Origin of the sequence: Sinomonas sp. G460-2, assembly GCF_047759905.1 — a bacterium.
Lineage (GTDB): Bacteria > Actinomycetota > Actinomycetes > Actinomycetales > Micrococcaceae > Sinomonas.
In genome coordinates, this window is the sequence record NZ_JBKZWT010000008.1 from 23,577 (window position 1) to 46,104 (window position 22,528).

Annotated in this window: 25 protein-coding genes, 1 other RNA gene and 1 pseudogene; 21 read left to right on the forward strand and 6 right to left on the reverse strand. The window is 67.9% G+C overall.

Annotated elements, in window-relative coordinates; translation table 11 throughout:
- The first annotated feature begins 10 nt into the window (after window positions 1-10).
- The gene (locus ACLN58_RS02085; protein WP_415853619.1) at window positions 11-292 is read left to right on the forward strand and encodes a helix-turn-helix domain-containing protein; all 282 of its coding nucleotides are present in this window, start codon (window positions 11-13) and stop codon (window positions 290-292) included.
- Window positions 289-1,653, forward strand: coding sequence for a type II toxin-antitoxin system HipA family toxin (locus tag ACLN58_RS02090; RefSeq protein WP_415853620.1), 1,365 nt, complete (start codon window positions 289-291; stop codon window positions 1,651-1,653). Before ACLN58_RS02085 ends, ACLN58_RS02090 begins: the two co-directional genes overlap by 4 nt.
- 28 nt (window positions 1,654-1,681) lie before the next feature.
- On the opposite strand, the gene ACLN58_RS02095 is transcribed toward ACLN58_RS02090, so the two are convergent.
- Window positions 1,682-1,858: a hypothetical protein gene (locus tag ACLN58_RS02095; RefSeq protein ID WP_415853621.1), complete on the reverse strand. Its 177-nt coding sequence runs from the start codon at window positions 1,856-1,858 to the stop codon at window positions 1,682-1,684.
- The gene (locus ACLN58_RS02100; protein WP_415853622.1) at window positions 1,816-2,244 is read right to left on the reverse strand and encodes an HD domain-containing protein; all 429 of its coding nucleotides are present in this window, start codon (window positions 2,242-2,244) and stop codon (window positions 1,816-1,818) included. Before ACLN58_RS02100 ends, ACLN58_RS02095 begins: the two co-directional genes overlap by 43 nt.
- 16 nt (window positions 2,245-2,260) lie before the next feature.
- Between ACLN58_RS02100 and ACLN58_RS02105 the strand changes: the two genes are divergently transcribed.
- Entirely contained in the window at window positions 2,261-2,638 is a 378-nt protein-coding gene (locus ACLN58_RS02105) for a hypothetical protein (protein WP_415853623.1), read from the forward strand.
- 97 nt (window positions 2,639-2,735) lie between these two features.
- On the opposite strand, the gene ACLN58_RS02110 is transcribed toward ACLN58_RS02105, so the two are convergent.
- Complete coding sequence (locus ACLN58_RS02110) at window positions 2,736-3,881, reverse strand: hypothetical protein (protein ID WP_415853624.1); 1,146 nt, start codon at window positions 3,879-3,881, stop codon at window positions 2,736-2,738.
- A gap of 195 nt (window positions 3,882-4,076) precedes the next feature.
- On the opposite strand from ACLN58_RS02110, the gene ACLN58_RS02115 reads away from it, so the two are divergent.
- Together ACLN58_RS02115 and ACLN58_RS02120 are read left to right on the forward strand one after the other, a co-directional pair.
- Window positions 4,077-4,655 (forward strand): hypothetical protein, encoded by a 579-nt coding sequence (locus ACLN58_RS02115; protein WP_415853625.1) that lies wholly within the window; start codon window positions 4,077-4,079, stop codon window positions 4,653-4,655.
- Window positions 4,656-4,738: 83 nt separating this feature from the next.
- Window positions 4,739-5,461, forward strand: coding sequence for a hypothetical protein (locus tag ACLN58_RS02120; RefSeq protein ID WP_415853626.1), 723 nt, complete (start codon window positions 4,739-4,741; stop codon window positions 5,459-5,461).
- 7 nt (window positions 5,462-5,468) lie between these two features.
- Here ACLN58_RS02120 and ACLN58_RS02125 read toward each other — a convergent pair whose 3' ends face one another.
- Both ACLN58_RS02125 and ACLN58_RS02130 read right to left on the reverse strand, forming a co-directional pair.
- Window positions 5,469-6,146: a DUF4113 domain-containing protein gene (locus ACLN58_RS02125; RefSeq protein WP_415853627.1), complete on the reverse strand. Its 678-nt coding sequence runs from the start codon at window positions 6,144-6,146 to the stop codon at window positions 5,469-5,471.
- A gap of 193 nt (window positions 6,147-6,339) precedes the next feature.
- Complete coding sequence (locus ACLN58_RS02130) at window positions 6,340-7,743, reverse strand: recombinase family protein (protein ID WP_415853628.1); 1,404 nt, start codon at window positions 7,741-7,743, stop codon at window positions 6,340-6,342.
- Window positions 7,744-7,961: 218 nt separating this feature from the next.
- Here ACLN58_RS02130 and ACLN58_RS02135 point away from each other — a divergent pair.
- The 14 genes and pseudogenes from ACLN58_RS02135 to ssrA form a co-directional block, all read left to right on the forward strand.
- Window positions 7,962-8,309: pseudogene (locus ACLN58_RS02135) on the forward strand (CpaF family protein); the annotation flags it as partial.
- Window positions 8,309-9,163 carry a type II secretion system F family protein gene (locus ACLN58_RS02140; protein ID WP_415853629.1) on the forward strand — a complete coding sequence of 285 codons (855 nt, stop codon included), beginning with the start codon at window positions 8,309-8,311 and terminating at the stop codon, window positions 9,161-9,163. The pseudogene ACLN58_RS02135 and the gene ACLN58_RS02140, both read left to right, overlap by 1 nt.
- Window positions 9,160-10,101 (forward strand): type II secretion system F family protein, encoded by a 942-nt coding sequence (locus ACLN58_RS02145; protein WP_415853630.1) that lies wholly within the window; start codon window positions 9,160-9,162, stop codon window positions 10,099-10,101. Before ACLN58_RS02140 ends, ACLN58_RS02145 begins: the two co-directional genes overlap by 4 nt.
- Window positions 10,102-10,181: 80 nt before the next feature.
- Entirely contained in the window at window positions 10,182-10,445 is a 264-nt protein-coding gene (locus ACLN58_RS02150; protein ID WP_415853631.1) for a hypothetical protein, read from the forward strand.
- A gap of 4 nt (window positions 10,446-10,449) precedes the next feature.
- Window positions 10,450-10,839, forward strand: a complete 390-nt coding sequence (locus ACLN58_RS02155) for a TadE/TadG family type IV pilus assembly protein (RefSeq protein WP_415853632.1) — start codon at window positions 10,450-10,452, stop codon at window positions 10,837-10,839.
- On the forward strand, window positions 10,823-11,320 hold the full coding sequence (locus ACLN58_RS02160; RefSeq protein WP_415853633.1) for a hypothetical protein: 498 nt from the start codon (window positions 10,823-10,825) through the stop codon (window positions 11,318-11,320). The genes ACLN58_RS02155 and ACLN58_RS02160 overlap by 17 nt, the downstream gene beginning before the upstream one ends.
- 20 nt (window positions 11,321-11,340) lie before the next feature.
- The gene (locus tag ACLN58_RS02165) at window positions 11,341-11,775 is read left to right on the forward strand and encodes a pilus assembly protein TadG-related protein (protein WP_415853634.1); all 435 of its coding nucleotides are present in this window, start codon (window positions 11,341-11,343) and stop codon (window positions 11,773-11,775) included.
- A 24-nt stretch (window positions 11,776-11,799) separates the two neighbouring features.
- Complete coding sequence (gene prfB, locus ACLN58_RS02170; protein ID WP_415853635.1) at window positions 11,800-12,918, forward strand: peptide chain release factor 2; 1,119 nt, start codon at window positions 11,800-11,802, stop codon at window positions 12,916-12,918.
- A 157-nt stretch (window positions 12,919-13,075) separates the two neighbouring features.
- Window positions 13,076-13,900, forward strand: coding sequence for a cell division ATP-binding protein FtsE (ftsE, locus tag ACLN58_RS02175; RefSeq protein WP_415853636.1), 825 nt, complete (start codon window positions 13,076-13,078; stop codon window positions 13,898-13,900).
- Window positions 13,900-14,814 (forward strand): permease-like cell division protein FtsX, encoded by a 915-nt coding sequence (gene ftsX / locus ACLN58_RS02180; protein ID WP_415853637.1) that lies wholly within the window; start codon window positions 13,900-13,902, stop codon window positions 14,812-14,814. The genes ftsE and ftsX overlap by 1 nt, the downstream gene beginning before the upstream one ends.
- A gap of 1 nt (window position 14,815) precedes the next feature.
- Window positions 14,816-16,153, forward strand: a complete 1,338-nt coding sequence (locus ACLN58_RS02185) for a peptidoglycan DD-metalloendopeptidase family protein (RefSeq protein ID WP_415853638.1) — start codon at window positions 14,816-14,818, stop codon at window positions 16,151-16,153.
- An 86-nt stretch (window positions 16,154-16,239) separates the two neighbouring features.
- On the forward strand, window positions 16,240-16,710 hold the full coding sequence (gene smpB / locus ACLN58_RS02190) for an SsrA-binding protein SmpB (RefSeq protein WP_415853639.1): 471 nt from the start codon (window positions 16,240-16,242) through the stop codon (window positions 16,708-16,710).
- A 78-nt stretch (window positions 16,711-16,788) separates the two neighbouring features.
- Window positions 16,789-18,069, forward strand: coding sequence for a glycoside hydrolase family 3 N-terminal domain-containing protein (locus ACLN58_RS02195; RefSeq protein WP_415853640.1), 1,281 nt, complete (start codon window positions 16,789-16,791; stop codon window positions 18,067-18,069).
- A 118-nt stretch (window positions 18,070-18,187) separates the two neighbouring features.
- Window positions 18,188-18,555: a transfer-messenger RNA gene (ssrA, locus tag ACLN58_RS02200) on the forward strand.
- Window positions 18,556-18,789: 234 nt separating this feature from the next.
- On the opposite strand, the gene ACLN58_RS02205 is transcribed toward ssrA, so the two are convergent.
- A complete protein-coding gene (locus ACLN58_RS02205; protein WP_415853641.1) occupies window positions 18,790-20,376 on the reverse strand; it encodes a S53 family peptidase in 1,587 nt (528 codons plus the stop codon).
- A 197-nt stretch (window positions 20,377-20,573) separates the two neighbouring features.
- Between ACLN58_RS02205 and ACLN58_RS02210 the strand changes: the two genes are divergently transcribed.
- Together ACLN58_RS02210 and ACLN58_RS02215 are read left to right on the forward strand one after the other, a co-directional pair.
- Window positions 20,574-21,242, forward strand: coding sequence for an SGNH/GDSL hydrolase family protein (locus ACLN58_RS02210; RefSeq protein WP_415853642.1), 669 nt, complete (start codon window positions 20,574-20,576; stop codon window positions 21,240-21,242).
- Window positions 21,243-21,260: 18 nt separating this feature from the next.
- Window positions 21,261-22,528, forward strand: a 1,268-nt coding sequence (locus ACLN58_RS02215) for an MFS transporter (protein WP_415853643.1), incomplete at its 3' end; no start/stop codon positions are given.

Below are 22,528 nucleotides of genomic sequence, written 5' to 3' on the forward strand. Positions count from 1 at the left end.
GGGAGCAAGAGTGTCAGGGGCAGAGCAGATCGGTGAGCACATGCGCCAGTGGCGCATCATGCTCGGGCTCAGCCAGGAGCTGGCTGCCGAGCGGGCCGACATCTCAGTGCCCACCCTCAGGCGTATCGAGCGCGGCGACCCCGGCGTCAAGCTCGGCAGCTTCCTGGCGCTGGCGCGGATCCTGAACCTCGACGAACGCCTCGAGGAGGCCACCGACCCGCTCAACACCGACCTCGGACGCATGCGCGCCCACGCCCTCGGGCGCCAGCGGGCGAAGAGGAGCACCCCATGACACCCATCGAAGTGTGGGTGGATGCCCAGCTCGCCGGGACGTGCGACATCGAACTCCGCCAAGGCTTCCAAACCCCGTCCCTGACGTTCACCTACGACACAGCGTGGCTCTCCGATACCAAGGCCTTTGCCATCTCACCAGATCTTCCCCTGGTCCGTGGGCCCCTCACTCCGGCACCCCACCGGAGCACCTTCCTTGCGTTCGACGATGCTGCACCCGACCGGTGGGGCAGGACCCTCCTCGACGCCGAGATGCGTCGTGCCGCCAAAGAACGCGGCGCAAGGTTCAAGACCCCGTCAGAGATCGACCTGCTGCTCGCCGTGAGTGACGAGACACGCCAAGGCGCTCTCCGGTTCCGCCGCGACGGAGAGTTCCTTGCCCCACGGCACGCCCGCGCAGGTGTGGGCGACCTGGCCCGGCTCGTCGCGGCCGCCGACCGGTTCGTGGACACCGGCCAGGTCGACGACGACGTCCGCCAACTGATCGGCGTCGGCTCGTCTCCAGGTGGCGCCCAGCCAAAGGCGTGGATCGAGGACGACGAGGGCACGATGCACCTGGCCAAGTTCCCCAGAACATCAGACACGGGAGACGCCTCAGCCTGGGAACTCACCGCCATCAGGCTGCAGGAGAGGGCCGGGATCACCGTTCAGCCGGCCAGCACGATCTCACTCGGTCCAGCCAGATCGATCTTCCTCACCCGTCGGTTCGACCGCGAAGGGGGCAAGCGCATCCCGTTCATGAGCTTTCGGACTGCGTTCAGGGTCGCCGAGCATGAGCATCCCGACTACGCGACCCTCGCTGAACGGGTCGCGTCAATCTCCAGCAAGCCAAACGAGGACGCGGCCGAACTCTTTTCCCGGGCCGCCCTCATGGCCATGGTCAACAACATCGACGACCACATGCGCAACCACGGCCTGCTCCACCGGGGAACCGGAGGATGGCAGCTCGCCCCCTCATTCGACGTAAACCCATCGCGCAGCGGAGCGTCGGACACGCCACTGACCCCTGACGACGACCCCGCTGACCGGGACGTCCGCCTACTCCTCGAGCACTGCGACGCATTCAGGCTCACACGTGAGCACGCCGTCGCCCGAATCCGGGCCGTCGAGGACGCCGTGTCGCACTGGCGCGAGGATGCTGTCGCCTGCGGCGTCGAGCCGGACGCACTCGACTTCATGGCGCGGGCTTTCCAAGGGCCTAACCGCGAAAGGTCGGCCGAGCTCGCGGCTTCTGCCGCCACAGTGATCGACATCGCCCAGCCAAGTGCGCCCGCCCGAGCCTGGGAGGAAGTCTGGGTCCAGCCCCACACCAGGAGGGGCCGCCTCGTCGAGGGCCACTTCAGGCGCCGCCCGAGGCGGTAGCGGGGGCACTGGATCGGTGCCCGGCGCTTCAACCCCGCCCGAGCCGTCGCTCCAGCCACCCAGCGGCACCGGCCTCGTCGTCGAACTCGCCGTCGTCCTGGGCGGACAGCGACTCGCGGATCAGCTCCGCGAACCGCGGCCCAGCCGTCAGGCCCGCGGCGATCAGGTGCTGCCCGCGCAGCAGCGCAGGGCGCGGCTTCTCCACCTCCCCGACCTCCGGGCCAGCGCCACCCACTGCTCGCCGAACGGGACCTTGTTGCCCGCCCCGCGGCCGGTCACGTCCGCGTCGACCACGCGAGCCCAGTCCTCGATGCTCGGGCCCGTGCCGTTCTCCCCGGCGAGGCGCCGCACAAGGTGCCGGACCGCCTTGCCGGTCGGCTTCGGCCCGGTCGAGGCATGGCAGATGTGCTCCCGGATAATCGGCAGCACCTTGTCGTGGACGTGCCCGGGCGCACCGATCCGGGTCAGGAAATCGCGCGTGGGCTCGACACCGGCCTCGGCATGCCTGTGGCTGGTAATCCGCCCGTCCGCCTCCGTCTGCGCGTGGGTGGCCTTGCCGAGGTCGTGCAGCATCGCGGCCGGCACCACCACCTGCCGGTCCTTGCCGGTGAGGCCGTCCCGGTCGGCGATCGCCGCCCTCGCAGGCCAGGGAACGCGGGTCCTCTCCTACCCGTGGGCGCTCCTGATCCTCGGCGCCACCGTCTCGACAGCGGCGAACGCCGTCCACGCGATCCTCTCCGTCCAGAACGGCCGCGGCGTCGTCCCGCCGCTCGTCTCGGCCCTCGTCGCGTCCATGCCCCCGGTCGTCCTGCTGCTCATCACCCACCTGTCCGTGGTCCTCGTCCAGCGCACCGCCCCGGCCAAGCCCGCCAAGCCGATCAAGGCGACCAAGCCGAAGCCCGCCGCAAAGGAGCGCACCGCATCCGCACCCGTCGAGGTCGAGACCGTCCCGGACACCGTCGACGAGCTCATCGGCCAGTTCTGACCGGCCACTCGGCTGGTCTCGGCCCCGGCTGTTGAAGCAGGCCGTCTGTATGGCCGTTCGCTGGCCATTCCGCGACGCCGAAGAGGGGCCCCTTGGACTATCTGGCCGGATACGGGGTCGGGGTCCTGCCGAGAATCCGCCCCGCCACGCTCTGCATGGTCGCGGTGTCTCGCGGAAAGGCACCATGGCTGAGGGCACCGCAGAGAGCTCCGGGCTTAGTCGGAGTGGACGACCAGATCCGGCTTGAATCGTCCGGGAAGAACGCCCTGAGAGGGTATTCGTTCGCCGTGCCGTTGTCTGGCCCCATGGCCTTGCCGAAGCACTCCTGGAGTCCTAGCAGCTCCTGTCCGTCCTTGGACTCGAGGGCGTTGCGGATCAGATATAGCAGGGATCCTTGGTATTCGGGGAGGACGTGATCGGCAGTCTCGGCCTTCTCGTCCATCGAATACATGGCGTATCGAATGCCGTCCGCCCCGTCCGGTGGATCCATCAACTCAAGGAAGGCCGGGATCGAGATAGCGGGGGCTAAGAGCTGGAGACTCTTCACCCTCAGCTGTTCGGCGCCGGGGTTCGCTCCGCGTTGTTCGTCGAGGGCCTTCAGGAAGTATGCGTGGAAGATTGCGCCGGCGCTGTGCCCAACCGCGTGCAACGAGACGTTCCCGTTTAGCTTGTCAGAGTGCGAGTAGAGGGCCTTGGAAGCCAAGGTTCCGCCGCCCTTGCCCAGGGTGTTGGCGTTTTTGGCGGCGATCTTCATCTGCAGCCATATCGGGCCGCCCTGCGCTTCGTGGGCAATGATGTCCCAGATGCGATCGCGGACAAACCGTGTGGGGTCTTTGCCATAGTCGACGTGCTCGTCGAACTTTCCGCGCTCGATTTCGCCGCGCAAGTCTTCGACACGGTGTCCGAGTAGGTCGATCAACGTTGCCGCGGGGCCGGTGTCCCATACGAAGTAGATCGGGTACACCCCATTGGCTCTCCACCATGGGATTGCCTCGAGGGCCGCTTCCCAGCCGCTGGCCACCGAGACAAGTCCGCCGTGAGCCCAGAACACGACTGGGACCGTCCCGTCGGCATACTCGCCGCGGTGCTCTTCGATGAACTTCGGCAGGTGGTAGTCGAAGATCTCGTCGATCTGCTCTCTCGTGCTCGGAAGACCAAGAACATAGTCGTCGAGGACGATGATGTGCTTCCGAGTCTCTTCCGGGTGCCGGATCGGGTCGATGTGGTGGGGGCGTGCGTCCATGGCGGACCTTCTTTCGTCCTGCCCCAGCCGCGCCGACATGGCGTTCAGGGAGAGATTAAGTCCCGCACGCCGTGCTGGCCATACCTGGCCTGCTCTCGGTTCCTCGACATTCACAGTCCAACGATGGTCCGCACGTACCCGCTCGGGCTCGCCCCTTGGGCTTGGACTGATCGGCCGCGCTGATAGCCTCCGAGCGTGACTGACACCAAGGGGCCGAAGAGCGCAGGCGAACACTGGGTGTGCTCTGTGCTCGCCCAGACCGGCTGGGCCGCTGCCCTGACCCGCGACGGGCTCGAACGCACAGACATCCTCGCCGTCCAGACGGGGAGCGTGGGCCGGCAGGCCATCGAAGTGCAGGTCAAGACCGCCAGCCCCAGCAGGCGCCCCAACTGGCCCCTCGGGTCGAAAGCCCAGCTGCCGGCACTCTCGCGCCACGAATGGTTCGCCCTCGTCGTCCTGCAGGCAGACCCGACCGTCGCCCCGCGAACCTTCATCGTCCCGCGCGACCACGTCGCCGCCGGCGCCTGGATCCACCACCAGGACTGGCTCACCGACCCGACAGCGCGACCCGGGAAGCGGAACGCCGACGCGTCCCGCGCACACGTACCGGTCGAGGTCTTCGAACGCTACGAGAACCGGTGGGAGTTCCTCGGCACGCCCACGGACCAGGTTCCAGTCCTGCTCCCGCGGCGCCTCCGCGAGCTTGCCCGCGACGAGCGCGTCGGCCTCCCCGAGGGCCACCCGTGGCGTCTCGCCCTGCCCGACTGGAACTAGCCTCCGGCTCAGCGTGCGCCGCAGGCCGGGGCGCCCCGTTGTGCATGTAGGATCGCGACGGGAATCGCAGCGCAGGAGGGGACATGGCCGGCGTCGAGCACTTCGGCGAACGCATCAACTACGGGAGGTACGGCTACCGGCTCAGCCGCGACACCTACGCGCTCATCAACAAGCGGTCCTCGACCTATTCCCGCCGAGAGGACGTGGGAGAGGCTGCTTGGGCTGCCTGGGACTGGATGTACGAGGATGATGAGCACCGTGTACACACTGACGAGTGGTGCGCGCTCCAGCGTGAGGCCGCGTTGGAGAACTTCGACCTGAACATGGCGTTCTTCGCCCAGATCGACCCAGAGGCATTCGAGGCCGCCCTCGAGCAGATGCTCGTCAAGACCAAGCAGCTCCGGCTTGTCGAGGACCTGAGGATGCTCGACGGTGTCGCGGGGGCCTACGTGATGGTCCTCGACGAGTACAGGCAGGTGTACATCGGGTCGGCCTGGGACATTCGCAAGCGCATCAAGCAGCACTGGGCTGGCACCAAGGAGTTCGACCGGCTCATCTGGGGAGGCAAGCACCAGTCGGTGCTCTCCATCGACTCATTCAGGGCGCTGGATACCACCCGTATCTTCGCTGCCGGCACGGTCAACGGCTTCGAGCTCGAGGAGAGGCTGGAGAGGAACTTCCCGCCGGACTATGCGCTCAACCGTGTCGGGGGCGGGGAGATCACCGGCTTCCGGTCTCTGTTCATCGCCGGTGAGGTGAAGCGCCGAGGGCTAGTTCCCGTGGAAGAGGCCTCCACCGAGTCCTGATCCGTGCTCAGCTGGCCTTCACGAGCGCGAGCTCGTCCCAATGGGTGGTCGCCCGGCGTGAGAGCATCTCGCGCTTCATCTGCCAGGCGGGGCCCGGCCGGAGTCCCCCGTACCCGATCCCCACGGACCCCGGCCCTGCCTTCTTGTTGACCCGGTCGACGAGCTCGGCGATGCCCTGCTCCTCGTGCCGGAACCGGAACGGCTCGAACGCCTGCTGGCCCGTGGCCGGGCGGAGGTCGGTGAGCATGATCCCGGCGCGCGCGTACCGGAATCCTTCCTCGATGTGGGGGAGGAGCCTGTGGGCGGCCTTCGCCAGGACGACCGGGTCGGTGGTGGGTGCCGGCAGTGGCACGAGGATGCTCGGGAACGACCCGGCCCCGGGCGCGTACCAGCCCGTGCCGGCGAACGCGGTCAGGACCTTGGCTGCGGTGCCGTGCTTGACCAGTCGGGCGGCGCCCTGCTGGGCGTATACGGACAGGGCTTGGCGCATGCCGTCGCGGGTGGTGACCGGTTCGGAGAACGACCGGGAGAAGATCAGCTGCTCACGGCCGGTGACCTCCTCCTCGAAGGGGATACACGGGACGCCGTTCAGCTCGAGCACGGTCCGCATCACCACGACGCTGAACCGCTGCCGAATGCGGACAGGGTCGGCCGCCCCCAGATGGGCGATCGTGAGGATCCGCATCGCGGCCAGACGTGCGCCAGCAGGAGTCGGGTTGTCCGTTGTGGGTCCCTTACCTCGGAGATTTGAGGTCGTTGGCTCGCCGGCTTAGCAGCATCCTGGGCATGGTCTCCTGCGAAGGCATGGCCCACAAGGTCCATTCGGACCTGAAACCGAACGCCAGAATGGGCTGTCGGGCGAGCGAAGGCCAAAGAGCTCAGGACCCCGACTTCCAATCGATACGGATGAGATCCTCCTGGAAACGCCGCTGCCTGCCCCTAGGTACCGGCATGATGGTCACCGTCATGAGGGCGTCGATGACGGTCTTGCGTACGTCGATCGACAGCGCATCCCAGACTGCTCTCAGGTCGGCCGCGTCTTGCAGCATCGACACGACGGGACGTGCATCATGAGAGGCCCTAGCACTGGTCAACGAGGCGAGATGCTGTTCAACCTCGACCTTGACGGAGCGCAGCTCCTCGACGGATAGGATCCCCTCGAGCCACAGGTCTTTTGCGTCTTGGAGCCTTCGCATCAGGTCCTCTTCCCGCTGTGCTGAGTCAGGGTTGCCGGCCCGCGCTGGAGTTCTGTCCGCGATTGCTTGTCGGTTGTCTGGGCGAGAAAGGTACGCGAAGAGGGTTCTCTCGACCAGGAGATCCGTGTCGACTGCTTTTCGGGCGAGGTGCCCTCCCGTCTTGCACTTGTAGATCGTCCATGCTCTGCCTCGACTTCGAGTCGTTGCGGATCGGACTGTCGACGACTTGCCCTCTGCTTCGCAGATTCCGCATTTGCCTAGGCCCGCAATGAGCCAACGGGCTCGTGTACTGTGGCTGCGCCGACGCGCCGGGTCGGTGAGTACTATTCGTGCCTTCTTGAACGTTGCTTCGTCGATGATGGGCTCCCACGCCCCGGTACCGACTACGTTGCCCTTGTAGAGTGACGCACCGTAGTTTCGTTCGCGGAGCACGAGTTGCTTGAGCGACTGGATGCACCAGTTCCGGCCTGTAGTGGTCCTTACGCCTGCTGCGTTCCAAGTTCGGCAGACTTCGCCGAGCGAGGTGCCGTTGATGATGGCGCGGTATGCCTCCCGGACGAGCTGCGCTTCCAATGGGTGCGGGGTCTTGGCGTCGCCTTCGTAGCCGAAGGGACGAGCTCCGCCTCGCCACCTGCCCTGTTCAGCGGCTTGCCTGTGCGCCCTGGTGATGCGTTCGGCTTTGTGCTCGGATTCGTACCTAGCCATGTTGCCTACTGTGCGGGCGATCATGCGGCCGGTAGGCGTACTCAGATCCACTCGGCCACCCGTGACCAGCAGGGTCTCGACTCCGTGCTTCTCGACGGTGTCTATGTACTTCTCCAGCTCCACGGGTGACCGATGGAGGCGGTCACCGTGCCACGCGATGACGGCTGAGAACAGGCCCGCGACGACTTGCTCCAGCATCGCCTCGTACTGCGGCCGTCGGCGCCCACTGTAGGCGCTGACGTCGTTGTCCGTGTAGACGACAACATGCTCGAAGCCGAGGCTCTCTGCGAGCCTGCGGCAGTCATCTTCCTGGCGTTTGACCCCGAGCCCTCCGCCCGCCTTATCGTCCGAGATCCGCACGTATACGGCGGCCCGATTCACGCCGCCTCCAGTTCGGTCAGGTGTTGAGCGAAGATGCCAGCGATAAGCTGTGCCTGTTTCTTGCCGATTGGTGGGGCCGCAGCGGCAAGGCGCTCGGCGTAGTCTTCGATTGCCTGCACGCGAAGCGGCATCAGGGTCAAGTTCTCTTCGTTCACGGGGGTGCCTATGCAGCACCACCGACGACGGGCGAAGATCTGCATGGCGTGTGGTTCATCCTCGGGCTGCCGGGGATGTGCACCATCCACGCCAATTCCGCCCAGGATGCCGTGACCAAGCTCTGCACGCTCCCGCTTCTCGCCGGGCAGAACATCTCGAGTGGTTTCGTGATCCCCACGGTTGCGAGTTGCATCGATCTCGTCGTGCATTGTGCGCGGCGGGCCGACGGTCACCGGCACGTTGCCGAGATCCTCGCCCTCGGGTCGCGAGTCGAGAACGGGGTGATCGAGACCTCGACGGTCTTCGCTGACGACGATGGCGTGTTGCGTCCGCGCTCGATCAGCCTGCCCAAGCCGGAAAAGTTCGCCCGCGCCGGGATCGACCTCCCGAGCCTGCTCGAGGCGGCGTAATGGCGGCCGCTCTCGGACTCGTCGGCGGGCTCGGTGCCTTCCTCGTCTGGTGGTCATGTTGGGAGTCTCCACCGCGGCGCCCGCGTGATCGCCGCGCGGGAAAGATCGAGCAGCTCATCCGGCAGGCGGGCATTCAGCGCGTGAGCCCCGGCGGCCTCCTCGCGTCATGCGCGGGACTGGGGCTCGCCGTGGCCTTGGCGCTGTTCGTCCTCACCGCCGCGTGGCCCGTCGCGGCGTGCTTCGGCCTCTTCGCGTCTTGGCTTCCCGTGGCGCTCGTGAGCTGGCAGGCACGGCGGCGAGCGAGCGTCGTGCGGGAACTGTGGCCCGACGCGGTCGATCACTTGCGGTCGGCGATTCGGGCTGGTCTGCCTCTGCCGGAGGCTCTCATGCAACTGGGCATCAAGGGCCCCGAGCCGCTTCGCGGGGTCTTCCTCGACTTTGCGGCCGACTATCGCTCGGGCGGGACCTTCGGGTCGTCGCTCGATCGGCTCAAGGACCGGCTCGCCGATCCGGTCGCTGATCGGATCATCGAGGCTCTCCGGCTCACGCGGGAGGTCGGCGGGTCAGACCTCGGTCGACTGCTCGCAACGCTCGCCGAGTTCCTCCGCGATAACGCGCGCACCCGGAGCGAGCTTGAGGCGCGACAATCGTGGACGGTCAACGCGGCCCGTCTCGCTGTCGCGGCGCCGTGGGTGGTTCTCCTGCTGCTCGCCACGAGGCCAGAGGCCATGGCCGCGTACGCCCAACCGGCAGGACTCCTTGTCCTTGTGAGCGGGCTCGTTGTCTCCGTCGCGTGCTATCGCGTGATGTTGCGCATCGGCTCCCTTCCCGCCGAGCAGCGGGTCCTTCGATGACCGGGACGACCGTACTGGCTGTGCTGTGCGGTGGGCTTCTCGGCGCTGGTCTCTGGACCGTCTTTGTCCGCCTCCCGATCATGCGCCGTGCCACGTTCGCCGATCGAGTGGCCGCTCAGCTGCGCTCGATTGATGGGTCCTCCCGGCTCCTGCGCCGTGAGCCGGCGGCGGTCACGCCTTTCGGGCCGCTCGAGCGGATTGTGCGTCCCGTGATGGGGGAAGCGGTCGCGCGGCTTTCACGGCTAAGCGTCGGCAACGTCGCCCTGTCGAAGCGGCTCGCCGCCGCCGGCTCGCCTCAGAGTGTCGCGGACTTCCGCGCCGAACAAGTGGTCTGGGCCGGCGTGGCCTTCGCGGGGGCGACGGCCGCGGGCGTCTCCCTGGCGGTCTCGGGGCGGATCTCGGCGTTGCTCGCCGTGCTCCTAGTCCTCGCGGCAACAACGTGTGGCAGTGCCGGCCGCGCATACGTCCTCTCGAGCGCTGTGCGCCGGCGTCAACGTCGGATCTTGTCCGAATTTCCGTCGGTCGCGGACATGATGGCCCTCGCGGTCGGCGCCGGGGAGACGGCCGCCGGCGCCCTCGAACGTACCGCCCAGCTTTCACGAGGGGCGCTGTCGGACGAATTCAGGCTCGTGCTCGCTGATTCGCGGGCAGGGACGCCGTTCGTCGGGGGCCTCCAGCGGATGGCCGATCGCGTGGGACTCGCGCCGATCACTCGTTTCGTTGACGGCCTCGTGGTGGCACTCGAGCGAGGTACACCCCTCGCGGACGTTCTCCGTGCTCAAGCCCAAGACGTCCGCGACGTCGCCAAGCGCGAGCTGATGGAGGCCGCGGGACGCAAGGAGATCGGAATGATGGTGCCACTGGTGTTCGGGGTCTTGCCCTTCACCGTGATCTTCGCTGTCTTTCCCGGCGTGGCCGCCTTGACCCTGGGGCTGTGATCAGCGCGCCAGAGAAACGAATCCAACAAAAGCACCAACGGTAGGCACCAAGGAAAACGCAGAAAAGAAATTGGGGGATCATGAACATCATCGTCGGCCTAGCCACAGCAACCGGCCTAGCCACAGCAACCGGCCTAGCCACACGGGACCTTCCGTCCCGGATCGCCGTCTACGTTCTCGCGCTGGGCCACCATGCGCGCGGTGAACAGTCAGAACGCGGGGACGTCCCGGGATGGGTGATGATCACACTCATGAGCGCCGTCCTGGTCATGGGACTGTTGGCCGTCGCGGGTCCCGCCCTCGAGGGACTCTTCCAGCAAGCGATCAGCAAAGTCAGCAAGTAGCTCGATGCCGAGGCAATTGGAGCCACGGCTTCGCGAGGGAGGCTCGGCGCCGACGGAGTTCGTCATGGTCGGCGGCCTCCTCACGGTCTTCGCGCTCGCCATCGTGCAGCTCACGCTCGTCCTTCACGTGCGGAACACCCTGACGGACGCGGCAGCGTCGGCGGCCAGATACGGCGCGCTCGGGGATCGCGGAGCGGAGGACGCTGAGCGGCGCGCGGCCGAGCTCGTGACGATGACGGTCGGCGAGGAATTCGCTTCGGACATCTCGGCCGGGGAGGCGACCCTATCGGGGACGCGAGTCCTCGAAGTCCGGGTTGCCTCGCCCCTCCCGCTCGTTGGCCTGGCCGGACCGCCTGGACTCGTGACGGTGACCGGCCATGCGCCGCTTTCCTGAGCGTGCGGGGTGGGCGCGTTCCGCACCGTCGGGCCTCGTGCCAGCTCGGCCCACCTCGTCTGGGCCGGCGGGAGATCGGGGGAGCGCTGTCGTCGAGTTCGTCATGCTCGGGGCCCTCCTGCTCGTCCCGGTCGTCTACTTCGTGGTCACGGCGGGAATGCTGCAAGGTGCTTCGTATGCGGCCGCCGGCGCGGCCGATCACGCTGCCAAGGTCTTCGTGCGCGCCCCTGACTCTACGGCGGCCCGTGCGAGCGCTGAGGCGGCAGTGAGGGTCGCCATGGCCGACTTCAAGGTGGCGGACACCGCGTGGACCCTGGACGTCTCGTGCGATCGGCCGCAGTGCCTCGAGCCAGGCGGGGCGGTCACGGTCACTGTTGCGGTCCACGTTCCGCTCCCGCTCTCGCCGGACCTTGGGCCTGGCCCGCTCACGGCCGGGCGCTTGAGCGCGAGCGCCACCCAGATCGTCGGGCGGTTTCGATGAGGCGCCGTGCACGAGGCTCGATGGCCGGTGATTCTGGCCAGATTGCCGTCCTGGCCGTTGGCTACGTGGTGCTTTGTCTGCTGGTGGGTGGTGTCGTCACCGGAGTGTCCGCCGTCTATCTCGAGCACAAGCGCCTCCTCTCGGTCGCGGACGGCGCGGCTCAGGCCGCTGCGGACAGCTTTGCCCTCGCAGATGTCGCAGCGGGCCAGGGTCCGCCGGCCGCCACCCTCGGAGACGAGCGCGTGAGAGCCGCGGTACACACCTACTTGGCGAGCGACGGCGCATCGGCCCGGCTCGACGGACTTCGCGTCGCCGCGTCGACTGGGTCTCCCGACGCCCGGAGCGCGAGGGTCACGCTCACCGCCGTCGCACGCCCGCCGCTTGTCGGGATCTTCCTGCCCGAGGGCGTGCCGATCGAGGCGACCTCCACGGGGCGCGCGAGGCTTGCGCGCTAGCCGATGGCGTAACCTTGGATGGTTATGGCTGAGATCGACTTTCCCGCAGAAATCCGCGCGCTCCGCGCCACGCACACCTCCATCGAGCAAGTAACCGACGTCGAAGCGCTTCGCGCCGAGATCGCCGAGCTCAGCGAGGCCGCGGGAGCTCCGGACCTTTGGGACGATCCCAGCAAGGCGCAGCAGGTGACCTCGCGTCTCTCGCACCGTCAGGCGGACCTCGAGCGCGTCGAGAAGCTCGGCACCCGGATCGACGATCTCGAGGTGCTCGTCGAACTCGCCGAAGAGGAGGGCGATCCCGACTCGCTCGCCGAGGCATCGAAGGAATTTGCGTTGATCCGCAAGTCCCTCGAGGAACTCGAAGTGGTGACGCTCCTCAACGGCGACTACGACGAGCGCGAGGCCGTGGTGACGATCCGCTCGGGCGCAGGCGGCGTCGACGCCGCCGATTTCGCCGAGATGCTCCTACGCATGTACCTCCGCTGGGCCGAGCGCCGGGGCTATTCGACCAAGGTCATGGACACGTCGTACGCGGAAGAGGCAGGAATCAAGTCCGCGACGTTCGAGGTGAACGCCCCGTTCGCCTACGGGACGCTCTCGGTGGAGGCTGGAACACACCGCCTCGTGCGCATCAGCCCGTTTGACAACCAGGGGCGCCGCCAGACGTCGTTTGCGGCCGTCGAAGTCATCCCGCTCATCGAGCAGACGGACTCCGTCGAGATCCCGGACAACGAGATCCGGGTCGACGTGTTCCGGTCTTCGGGACCGGGCGGCCAGTCTGTCAACACGACCGACTCGGCGGTCCGCCTGACGCACCTTCCGAGCGGCATCGTCGTGTCGATGCAGAACGAGAAGTCGCAGATCCAGAACCGCGCGGCCGCGATGCGAGTCCTCCAGTCGAGGCTCCTCCTCCTCAAGAAGGAGCAGGAGGACGCCGAGAAGAAGGCTCTCGCGGGCGATGTGAAGGCCTCGTGGGGCGACCAAATGCGCTCCTATGTGCTCAACCCGTACCAGATGGTGAAGGACCTGCGCACCGAGCACGAGGTGGGCAACCCGTCCGCGGTGCTCGACGGAGACATCGACGACTTCATCGACGCAGGGATTCGCTGGCGCGCGTCGCAGCGCCAGTCCGGCGAGGCCTAAGCCGGGCCTTGCGGGGCTTATAAGCGACACGCCGCACGTGGAACCCGGTTGAATCCGAGGCCCATGCCTATAGTCAAACAGCCGGCGCCTTCCGTCCCCGAGCCCCGCCCGTGCGCCGGGTGCCTGACGCCTCGCGTCGTGCCGGGCCGGAAGTGCCATGATTCGCTTCGACAACGTCACGATGGTCTATGACAAAAAGGCCCGTCCGGCGCTAGATTCCGTCTCCATTGAAGTGGAGCGCGGAGAATTCACGTTCCTCGTCGGCCCGTCGGGCTCCGGCAAGTCCACGTTCCTACGGCTCGTGCTCCGTGAAGACCGCGCGACCACCGGGACGGTCTTCGTCGCGGGCCAGAACGTCGCCAAGCTGTCCAGCTGGCGCGTTCCCCGTCTGCGCCGAGGCATCGGCGTGGTCTTTCAGGACTTCCGCCTCCTCCCGCAGAAGACGGTGTTCGCTAACGTGGCGTTTGCTATGCAGGTCATCGGGAAGAACCGCAGCGTGATCCGAGAGACCGTTCCCGAGGTCCTCAAGACCGTCGGGCTCGAGGGCATGGGTCGCCGCATGCCCCACGAGCTCTCGGGCGGCGAGCAGCAGCGCGTCGCGATCGCCCGCGCGGTCGTCAATCGCCCCGGAATCCTGCTCGCCGACGAGCCGACCGGAAACCTCGACCCGACCACGTCGCAGGGCATCATGCTGGTCCTTGACAAGATCAACCAGAACGGGACCACCGTAGTCATGGCCACCCACGACGACGACATCGTCAACTCGATGCGCAAGCGCGTGATCGAACTCGGCGCCGGCCGGATCGTCCGCGACGAGGCCAAGGCTCTCTACACGTCGATGATCCCCGCGGTGCGGCCGTCTCGGCGCGCGGAGCCCGGCGGGGGGCCGGGCCAAGATGCCGGTCGAGAATCAGAGCCGGAGCCAGGGAGGCTCAGGCAGCGGGTTGCGTCATCGCCAAGCATGGGCGAGGAGGAGATCTGATGCGCCTCGCCTTCATCCTCGGAGAGATCGCGAGTGGCCTGCGCCGCAACCTCGCGATGGTCGTCTCGGTCATCCTCGTGACGTTCGTGTCCCTCACGTTTGTGGGCGCCGCGGGCATGCTCCAGCTCCAGATCAGCCAGATGAAGGGCTACTGGTACGACCGGGTCCAGGTCGCGATCTTCCTGTGCGGCCCCGGCTCGACGGCGGCTGGCTGCGCGGGCGGCACCGTGACGCCGGATCAGCAGAAGTCGATCCAGGCGCTGCTCGATTCGCCGGCCGTCGCCCAGTACGTCAACGACTACCACTTCGAGTCCCAGGCCGAGGCGTATCAGCACTTCAAGGAGCAGTTCGCGAACTCGCCGATCGTGGACTCCGTGACGCCTGACCAGCTGCCGTCCTCCTTCCGGATCAACCTCAAGGATCCCGAGAAGTACCAGATCATCAGTGAGACCTTCTCGTCGCGGCCAGGGGTCGAGACCGTGATCGATCAGCGCCAGCTGCTTGAACGCCTGTTCTCGGTCATGAACGGTGCGTCGTTCGTGGCGATCGTCATCGCTGCAGTCATGATCGTGTGCGCCATTCTCCTGATAGGCACCACCATCAGGCTTTCGGCCTTCAGCCGCCGCCGCGAGACCGGGATCATGCGCCTCGTGGGCGCGTCGAAACTCGTGATCCAACTGCCGTTCGTGCTCGAGGGGGTGATCGCCGCCGTCGTCGGAGCCGTCCTCGCCTCGGCGACTCTTTGGGCCGTGGCGAAGTTCTTCCTGGGCGACGTCCTGGCGAAGCAGTATCCCGACACCGCGTTCATCTCGCCGGCGCAGGCGCTCATGCTCTCCCCGCTGCTCATCGGGCTGGGCGTCGTCCTCGCGGGCGTCTCGTCCATGCTGACGCTCCGCCGCTATCTGAAGGTCTGACATGGCTCCCGTGAAACGCTCGTCCTTTCGCCGCAGGACCACCGGGGCGCGCCTCCGTGGCCCGGCCGCGGCGGTTGCCTTGGCCCTTGCCCTGAGCGTCGCGGCGTCGGGTCCCGCGGGCGCGGACGATCTGGACAACCAGAAGTCGCAGCTCGATCAGCAGGCGCAACAGGTCCAGGGCTCGCTGGAGTTCCTCGACGGGCGGATTTCCCAGACCGCCGCGGATCTCGCGAACGCCAAGGCACAGATCCCCGGGGCACAGCAGGCTTTGCTCGACGCTCAGGGGCGCGTCGCCACCGCCACGAAGGAGGCGGAGGCGCTCGCCGTGCGCGTGGACGCCGCACAGCAGGACAAGGCGAAGATCACCCAGCAGATTGAGGACGACAAGGGCAAGGTCGAGGAGACCAAGAAGCTCATCGGGCAGATCGCGACCCAGGCCTACAAGTCCGGCGGCGTCCCGTCCAACCTCAGCCTCATCTTCGGTTCCGCGAACGGCGGAAGTCTCACGGACAACATTGACCTCGCCGATCAGGCCCTCAGGAGCCAGAACGCGGAGCTTGAGCGGCTGTCCCAGCAGAACGCTGCCAACGTCAACGCCCAGGCGCGGCTCGCGGCCATCGAGGCGCAGATTCGGGACCTCAAGGCCCAGGCGGACGCGGCCCTCAAGCGCGAGCAGGCCGCCCGAGACGACGCCGCGGCGAAGAAGGCCGCCGTGGACAAGCTCGTCGCGGACACCGACCGGCTCAATCAGCAGCTCGAGGCCCAGCGGCCCGCGATCGAGAAGCAGATCGCCGACGTCAAGGCTCAGCAGGACGCCATCGCGGCTCAGATCGCGGACCGCGACCGGCGCCTTCGTGAGCAGTGGCTCGCCGAGCAGGCCGCTCGGAACCAGTCGACGCAGGTCGGTTCGCCGTCCGCGTTCGGCCTCCGGCACCCGTTCTCGTACGACATCCCGATCACGTCCGGCTTCGGCTGGCGGGCGACGCCGCCCGGGACCATCGACTTCTTCGGGACCGGTGGCTACATGCACACGGGCGTCGACTTCGGCGCGCCGTGTGGCACGCCCGTCTACGCCGCCGCCGCGGGCACGGTCACAGTCGGCGGGTGGACCACGGGTGGTGGCGGGTGGACCGTCATGATCTCGCACGGCGTGATTCAGGGGAACTCGCTGACCACGGTGTACTACCACAACTCGAGCGTGGTCGTCTCCGCCGGGCAGAGCGTGGCTCAGGGGCAGCTCATCGCGTATTCGGGCAGCACGGGTAACTCGACCGGGTGCCACGCGCACTTCGAGACGTGGCTCAACGGCAAGGCCGTTGACCCCATGACTCTTCTCTAGAGCCGTTAGGGTAGAATTTTGGGGTTCGCCGGGGACTTTGCTGCCTCGCCCATCCCGATTCATCCCGAGTGAGGAGTGCACGAGCCGTGCCTAAGGAAAGCGGCCGGAAGGCGGTAGCCACCAACCGCAAGGCCCGGCACGACTACCACATCCTCGACACGTGGGAGGCTGGGATTGCTCTCATGGGCACCGAGGTGAAGTCCCTCCGCGAGGGGCACATCTCCTTGGCCGACGGCTTCTGCACGTTCACCAACGGCGAGCTGTGGCTCGAGGCGGTCAATATCCCCGAATACACCCAGGGCAGCTGGACGAACCATTCGGCCCGTCGCCGCCGTAAGCTCCTGCTTCATCGCGAGGAGCTCACGCGGATCGAGAACAAGGTGAACGAGCAGGGCCTCACCGTGGTCCCCTTGCAGGTCTACTTCAACGAGGGCCGCGCCAAGGTCGAGATCGCGCTTGCACGAGGCAAGAGGGACTACGACAAGCGCCAGGCGCTGCGCGAGAAGCAGGACAACCGCGAGGCCCTTCGCGAGATGAGGGCGCGCAACCGACGCTGACCCGAGGGCGCGAGCCTTGCGCCGGCGCCAGGGCCGGAATGCATGTGGGAGAGGATCGTGCCACAGGGAAACCTGAAGTTGAGATTCGCCTTGGCGGCGGGTGTTCTGCTCGTCGCCGCCGTGGTGCTCATCTTTGCGCCCGGACTGGTGAGCGGGAGTTCCGTGTCGGATGGCGCCGCGACGTCACCAGCCGCGCCACCCGCGCAGACGACGGCGGCCCCCGGCTCCGGTGCCGACCCCGCGGCGGTGAGCCCGACCGCCGAGGGTGCGTCGGCGCCGTCGTCCGCTGCTCCGTTGAGCGATCCTCAGGGCCGCGCGCAGCAGATCCTCGGTGCCATGAGCCTCGAGCAGCGCGTCGGCCAGATCATGATGGTCAGCTCGCCGGTCGCCGGCCCGGACCAGGCCGCCACCGACGCGATGACGCGGCTTCACATCGGCAACGTCTTCCTCAAGGGGCGGACGACGGCGGGTGCGGGCGCCGTGGGCAGCGCCGTCAAGGCGGTGCGGGCGCACGCGACGCAGGACGCGATGGCCGGAGTGGGGCAGTACATCTCGACCGACCAGGAGGGGGGCCAGATCCAGATCCTCACTGGTCCGGGCTTCTCGGCGATCCCTCCGGCGCTCGCGCAGGGTGCCATGGACCCCGCCGCGCTGCGCGGCGCGGCCGCCCAGTGGGGGCGCGAGCTCGCGTCGGTCGGGGTCAACCTGGATCTCGCCCCGGTCCTCGACACCGTGCCATCTGCGAGCTTTGCGCCCCAGAACACGCCGATCGGGAAGTATGAGCGCGAGTTCGGGTTCGCGCCGTCGTCCGTGTCGGATCACGGGCTCGCCGTGATGCGCGGCTTGGCGGACGCGGGCGTGGCGACCACGCCCAAGCACTTCCCGGGCCTCGGCCGGGTCACGGCCAACACCGATTTCGGGACCGACGTCACGGATTCCACGACGAACCGCGGCGACCCGTATCTCGCGCCCTTCGCCGACGCGGTGCGTGCGGGCGCGTCGTGGACGATGATCTCGAACGCGCTGTACCCCGCGATCGATCCGAATCACTACGCCGTGTTCTCGTCCACCGTCATTCAGGGCATGCTGCGCGGTGACCTCGGGTTCCGCGGCATCGTCATCTCCGACGACGTGTGCGACGCCGCGCAGCTCTCGGGTTTCGCCCTCGAACACCGCGGGGCCGACTTCCTCGCTGCGGGCGGCACCATGGTGCTCTGCACAAACCAGACCCTTGTGCCCCGTGTCTGGCAGGGGATTGTCGACAGGGCCAAGGGCGATCCCGGCTTCGCGCGGACGGTAGACGCCGCCGCCCTCGCGGTGCTCGAAGCCAAGGGCAAATCGGGGCTGCTGCCGCATTGAGACCGGTGTCGCGAGGCGTCTCCGTGGCGCCGCGACGGGAATGCCGGGGCCCACGAACGCGCTATACTAGTTGTTCCGGCAAGCCGCGAGGCATGCCGGTCGGTTTGACAACCGAATAGGGGATGATCGGTTTCGACGATGTTGGTCGCGACAGGTGAAGCGGGCCGAGGATGCAGAGTCATCTCGTCAACGCTCTCTGCAAACCAATAAGTGCCAACTCTAAGCGCACTGACTTCGCTCTCGCTGCCTAAGTAGCGGACAAGTCCGTCAGCCCGGGAATGCTGTCGTCCCGGAATCTGGCGTCATTTAGATAGCCACTGCTGGCAGTCCTCGTCATTGGGGCTGCTGGGACTTTAGATGACTGGGCCTGGGTCAGCCACTTGTGTGCATGATGGCTGGGGCCGAGAAATCCCGACGCATACTGCGCCCGGAGAAGCCCTGACAAAGCCGCATCGGACGGGGGTTCAATTCCCCCCATCTCCACCATTGTGGTGTCTCGGGACATCCTTTACGGATGAGTCGCGGCATCGGTAACACCCCCGGTCTTCGGACCGGGGGTGTTCTTTTTTGGGCTGGTAGCCGTTGGCCGGGTCGATGGTGATGGCGAGACGGCTTGTGGCCGAGAAGAGGCCCTCGGTCCGTCTTATCTGCCAGAACGCGTCTGGCCTCGAAGTTGGGCGGTGATTGAACGCGTTGTGGCCCAGCAGATACCTCGGGAGCTCAGTGGCCGGAGGTGATGGCTCCCAACAGGGCGGCGCCTTCGGGGCTGCCAAGGCCCGTGCAGGGATCCCAGCCGGGCCCGGCGTGGTAGGCGCCGTTGTTGCCGGTGGTGATGTCCCGGAATCCGCCCTTCAGGGAGTAGAGCAGGGGCTGGGCGAGCCCGAACCTCCGATGGGTCGCCTGCGCGAGTCGCGCGATGAGGGCCGCCCAGAGCGGTGCGACCGCACTCGTTCCGCCGATGACCATGTCGGCGCCGTCGACCCGCACCCTGTACCCGGTCTGCGGATCCGCGACCGCGCTGACGTCCGGGACGCCGCGCCCGCTCGGGGCATGCGGGGGCTTCGGCCTGGGGTGTGCGGCATGTGGCGGCAGCGCGCTCTGCCACGCCGGCACTGGGAAGATGTCGCTGTACCCGCCTCCCGTGGCGGAGTTGGGCCCATCGTTCCAAACGGTCTCCGAGGCGATCGACCCCGTGGCCGGATCGGCCTCGAGACGCGTCCCTCCGCACGCGAGGGCGTGCGGGCTCGAGGCCGGGAAGTCCGCGTGGTTCTTGCCGTCGGCGGCGCCGTCGGTGCTGCCTCGATCGCCCGCGGCCGCGGTTACTGTGACCCCGAGGGCTGCGGCATCGGCGAGGGCCTGGTCGAGCGCGGTCCGGGCCTGGGCGGTCCAGGCGTCCTCGCTCTGACCCCAGCTGATGCTGATGGCAGAGGGCGTGGGCGAGGCATGCGATGCGCCCACGAGCGCGTCGAGGAAACCGGCGTCGGTGTTGGGCGCGAAGTAGACCGCGATGGACGCCTTGGGAGCCAACGCCCCGACGACCTCGATGTCGAGGAGCACTTCGCCGTCGGCACCTTGGGGATCTTGCCCCGGCTGGTTGGAGGCGCCGTCGATGCCGACGGCCGTGACCGTCGGCGTGCTCAGGCCGAGCCCGGCGAAATAGGTGTCTAGGTCCGCCTGGGCGAATCCGCCTCCGAGTTCGAGGATAGCCACGGTTTGCCCGGTCCCGTCGGTGCCGGCCGGGAAGCTGTAGATCTTCCCGAGGTCCGGCGGGCTGTAGCTCGTGGTGGCGGCCGCGAGCGGGATCGCGCGGAACTGCGCGCGGGCTTGCGGGCGGTCGTCGAGACCGAGGACTGCCGTGACGATTCCCGCCAAGTCGGCCGGGATGCGCAGGTCTCCCGTGCGGTGCCTGTGCCGGACGGGAGCACCGTCGGGCCCCGTACTCGTTGCCTCCTCAAGGCTCGCGCCGAAGATGCCGCCGAGTTGGCCGACGGTTCCGGCAAGGCGGAGACGACGCGACGCTGGGTCAGCCTCGACCACCTGCGCCCCCAGGCGCTTGAAGGTCTCGGTGGCGAGGAGCACATCAGCTTCCGAGGCGCCGTAGTTCGCGGCGAGGTCCTCTCGGGTGATCGGCTCGGAGCCGGGCTGTGCGGGAAGCGCGGCGCGCCGGCGGAGGACGACCGTCACCTCGATCTGCTGGGAAGGGTCGGCGGGGCCGTGGGAGATGAGGCCGGGGGCCGGTGGCCGGTTGGATCCCTCGAGCGGCACCCCGGGCGCCGTCTGGGACTCTGGCTCGCGCTGATCGGACATGGGAATCTCCTCCTCGTAGCCGGGTTTCGTTGTCCTTGCGGACCGCTGGATCATCTCACCCTGCCCCGACATTCAGGCTGTTGGCCAGCTCCGGGGCGAAAGCCTCCCTGGCGGACGGGACTTTCGGCCCGGGCGCCTCTGCCGCTCAGCCGGTACTGTGCTATCGGATTACGTGAACTTATGGGGGTGATGCCGCGGTGCGCACTGGGCGGCTGCGGTGGCAGATTTCGGGCGCGGTTGCGCTCCTGGTGATGGCGATCTTCGGATGGCTCGCGGTCCTCGCGGGTCCCGCGGCCGCACACCAGGATGCCCCGGCGGGGCACAGCGGCGTGATCAGGTTCGCCGCGGTGGGAGATTCCATCACGCAGGGGGACAGCCCTGACTTCTCGACAGGGTGGACCGGGGGCCTCTCATGGGTCACCTATGCGAAGTCCCCGACGCTCGTGTTCGCGGGCGGCTGGGCTCTGGGCGGTGCGAAGACTGCGAACATGGCGGCGAACGTCAAGCCTGTCACCGCGGACGTTCTCGTGATCCTCGCGGGCACCAACGATCTCGCGGTCGGGGTCCCCTTCGAGCAAACCGTCGCGAACCTCGAGCGGATCGCCGAAACCGTGGGCGCGCCGCGAGTGATCGTGTCCGCGGTGCCGCCGCGCAACGGCGCCCCGGACGCCACGGTCGCGTTCAATGCTGCGCTCCGCGCCGCCGTCCTCGCCCACGGGTGGACGTGGACGGACGCGACCGCGGGCCTGCGTGAGGGCACGCGCTACGTGCCGGGGCTGACCCGGGACGGGATTCATCCGAACGGGGCGGGCGCCGAGGTCCTGGGCAAGGCGCTCGCGGCCGCGATGCGGCAGACCGTGGGCTAACCGCCAGAGCGGAGGCCGATGCGGCGCGGGCTGCTCGACGTCACGGCCCCGAGCGGGCAGGATGGGCGTGTGACGCTCCCCGAGGCCGAATCCGCTGACATGACTCCGCTGCAGCGACGGGTGCTGTTCGTGGCCGTGCTGTCGAGCTGTCTCGTGATCCTCGACTCGAGCGCAGTGAACCTCGCGCTGCCGGCGATGGGGCGCGAGCTCGGCGGCGGTCTCGTGTTCCAGCAGTGGGTCGTGGACGGCTATCTCCTGACACTCGGCGCACTCATTCTCGCGGCGGGATCGGTCGCGGACCGCTACGGCAGGGCACGGGTCCTCGAGATCGGCGTCGTCGCGTTCACCGTCATGTCCGTGGTGTGCGGCCTCGCCTGGAACGAGTGGGTCCTCGTCGTCGCACGCGTGCTCCAGGGGACCGCCGCTGCGGTGGTCACTCCGAGCGCGCTCGCGCTCATCATGGCCTCGGCCGGCGGCACAATCCGCGCGCGGATGATCGGACTCTGGACGGCGTGGACGTCCGCGGCCGCCGTCGCCGCGCCGTTCGTAGGCGGGGCCGCCGTCGACCTCGCGACGTGGCGCCTCGTCTTCCTCGTCAACGTCATCCCGGCCGCGCTCATGTGGCGCCCGCTCGGGGCGCTCCGTCGAGGGGCTCCGCCCCCGACTCTCGAGGGGCGGCTCGACGTGCTCGGTGCGGTGCTCGGCGTCGTGAGCCTAGGCGGGCTCGTGCTGGGGCTCATCGAGCAGGGCGCGCGCGGTTGGAACGACCCGCTCGTCGTCGTATGTCTCGTTGTCGGGGTCGCGGCGGGCGCGGGGTTCGTTGTGCGCCAGCGGACGACGGCGTTTCCCATGCTCCCGCTCGCGCTCTTCCGGGAGCGCAATTTTGCTGCGGGCAACGTCTCGACCCTGTGGGCGTACGGTGCGCTCGGAATGGGCTTCTTCGTCTTGGGCCTGTACCTCCAGCAGCGCATGGGGCTGCACGCGTTCGAGGCGGGCCTCGGGCTCCTGCCCGCAACGCTTTCCCTGCTTTTCCTCTCGCCCACGGCCGCGCGTGTCGGCGCCCGCATCGGCCCGCGCGCGCCGATGGCCCTCGGCCCGGCGATTGGCGCGCTTGCCTATGCCTGGATGGCGCTCGAGACGCCCCCGCTCGACTACTGGCGGGACATCCTCGGCCCCGTGATCCTGTTCGGTCTCGGCCTCTCGATCATGGTGGCCCCGCTCACGGCCGCCGTCCTCGGCGCGGTCCCGGTCGAGTCCTCCGGCATCGGCTCGGCGGTCAACAACGC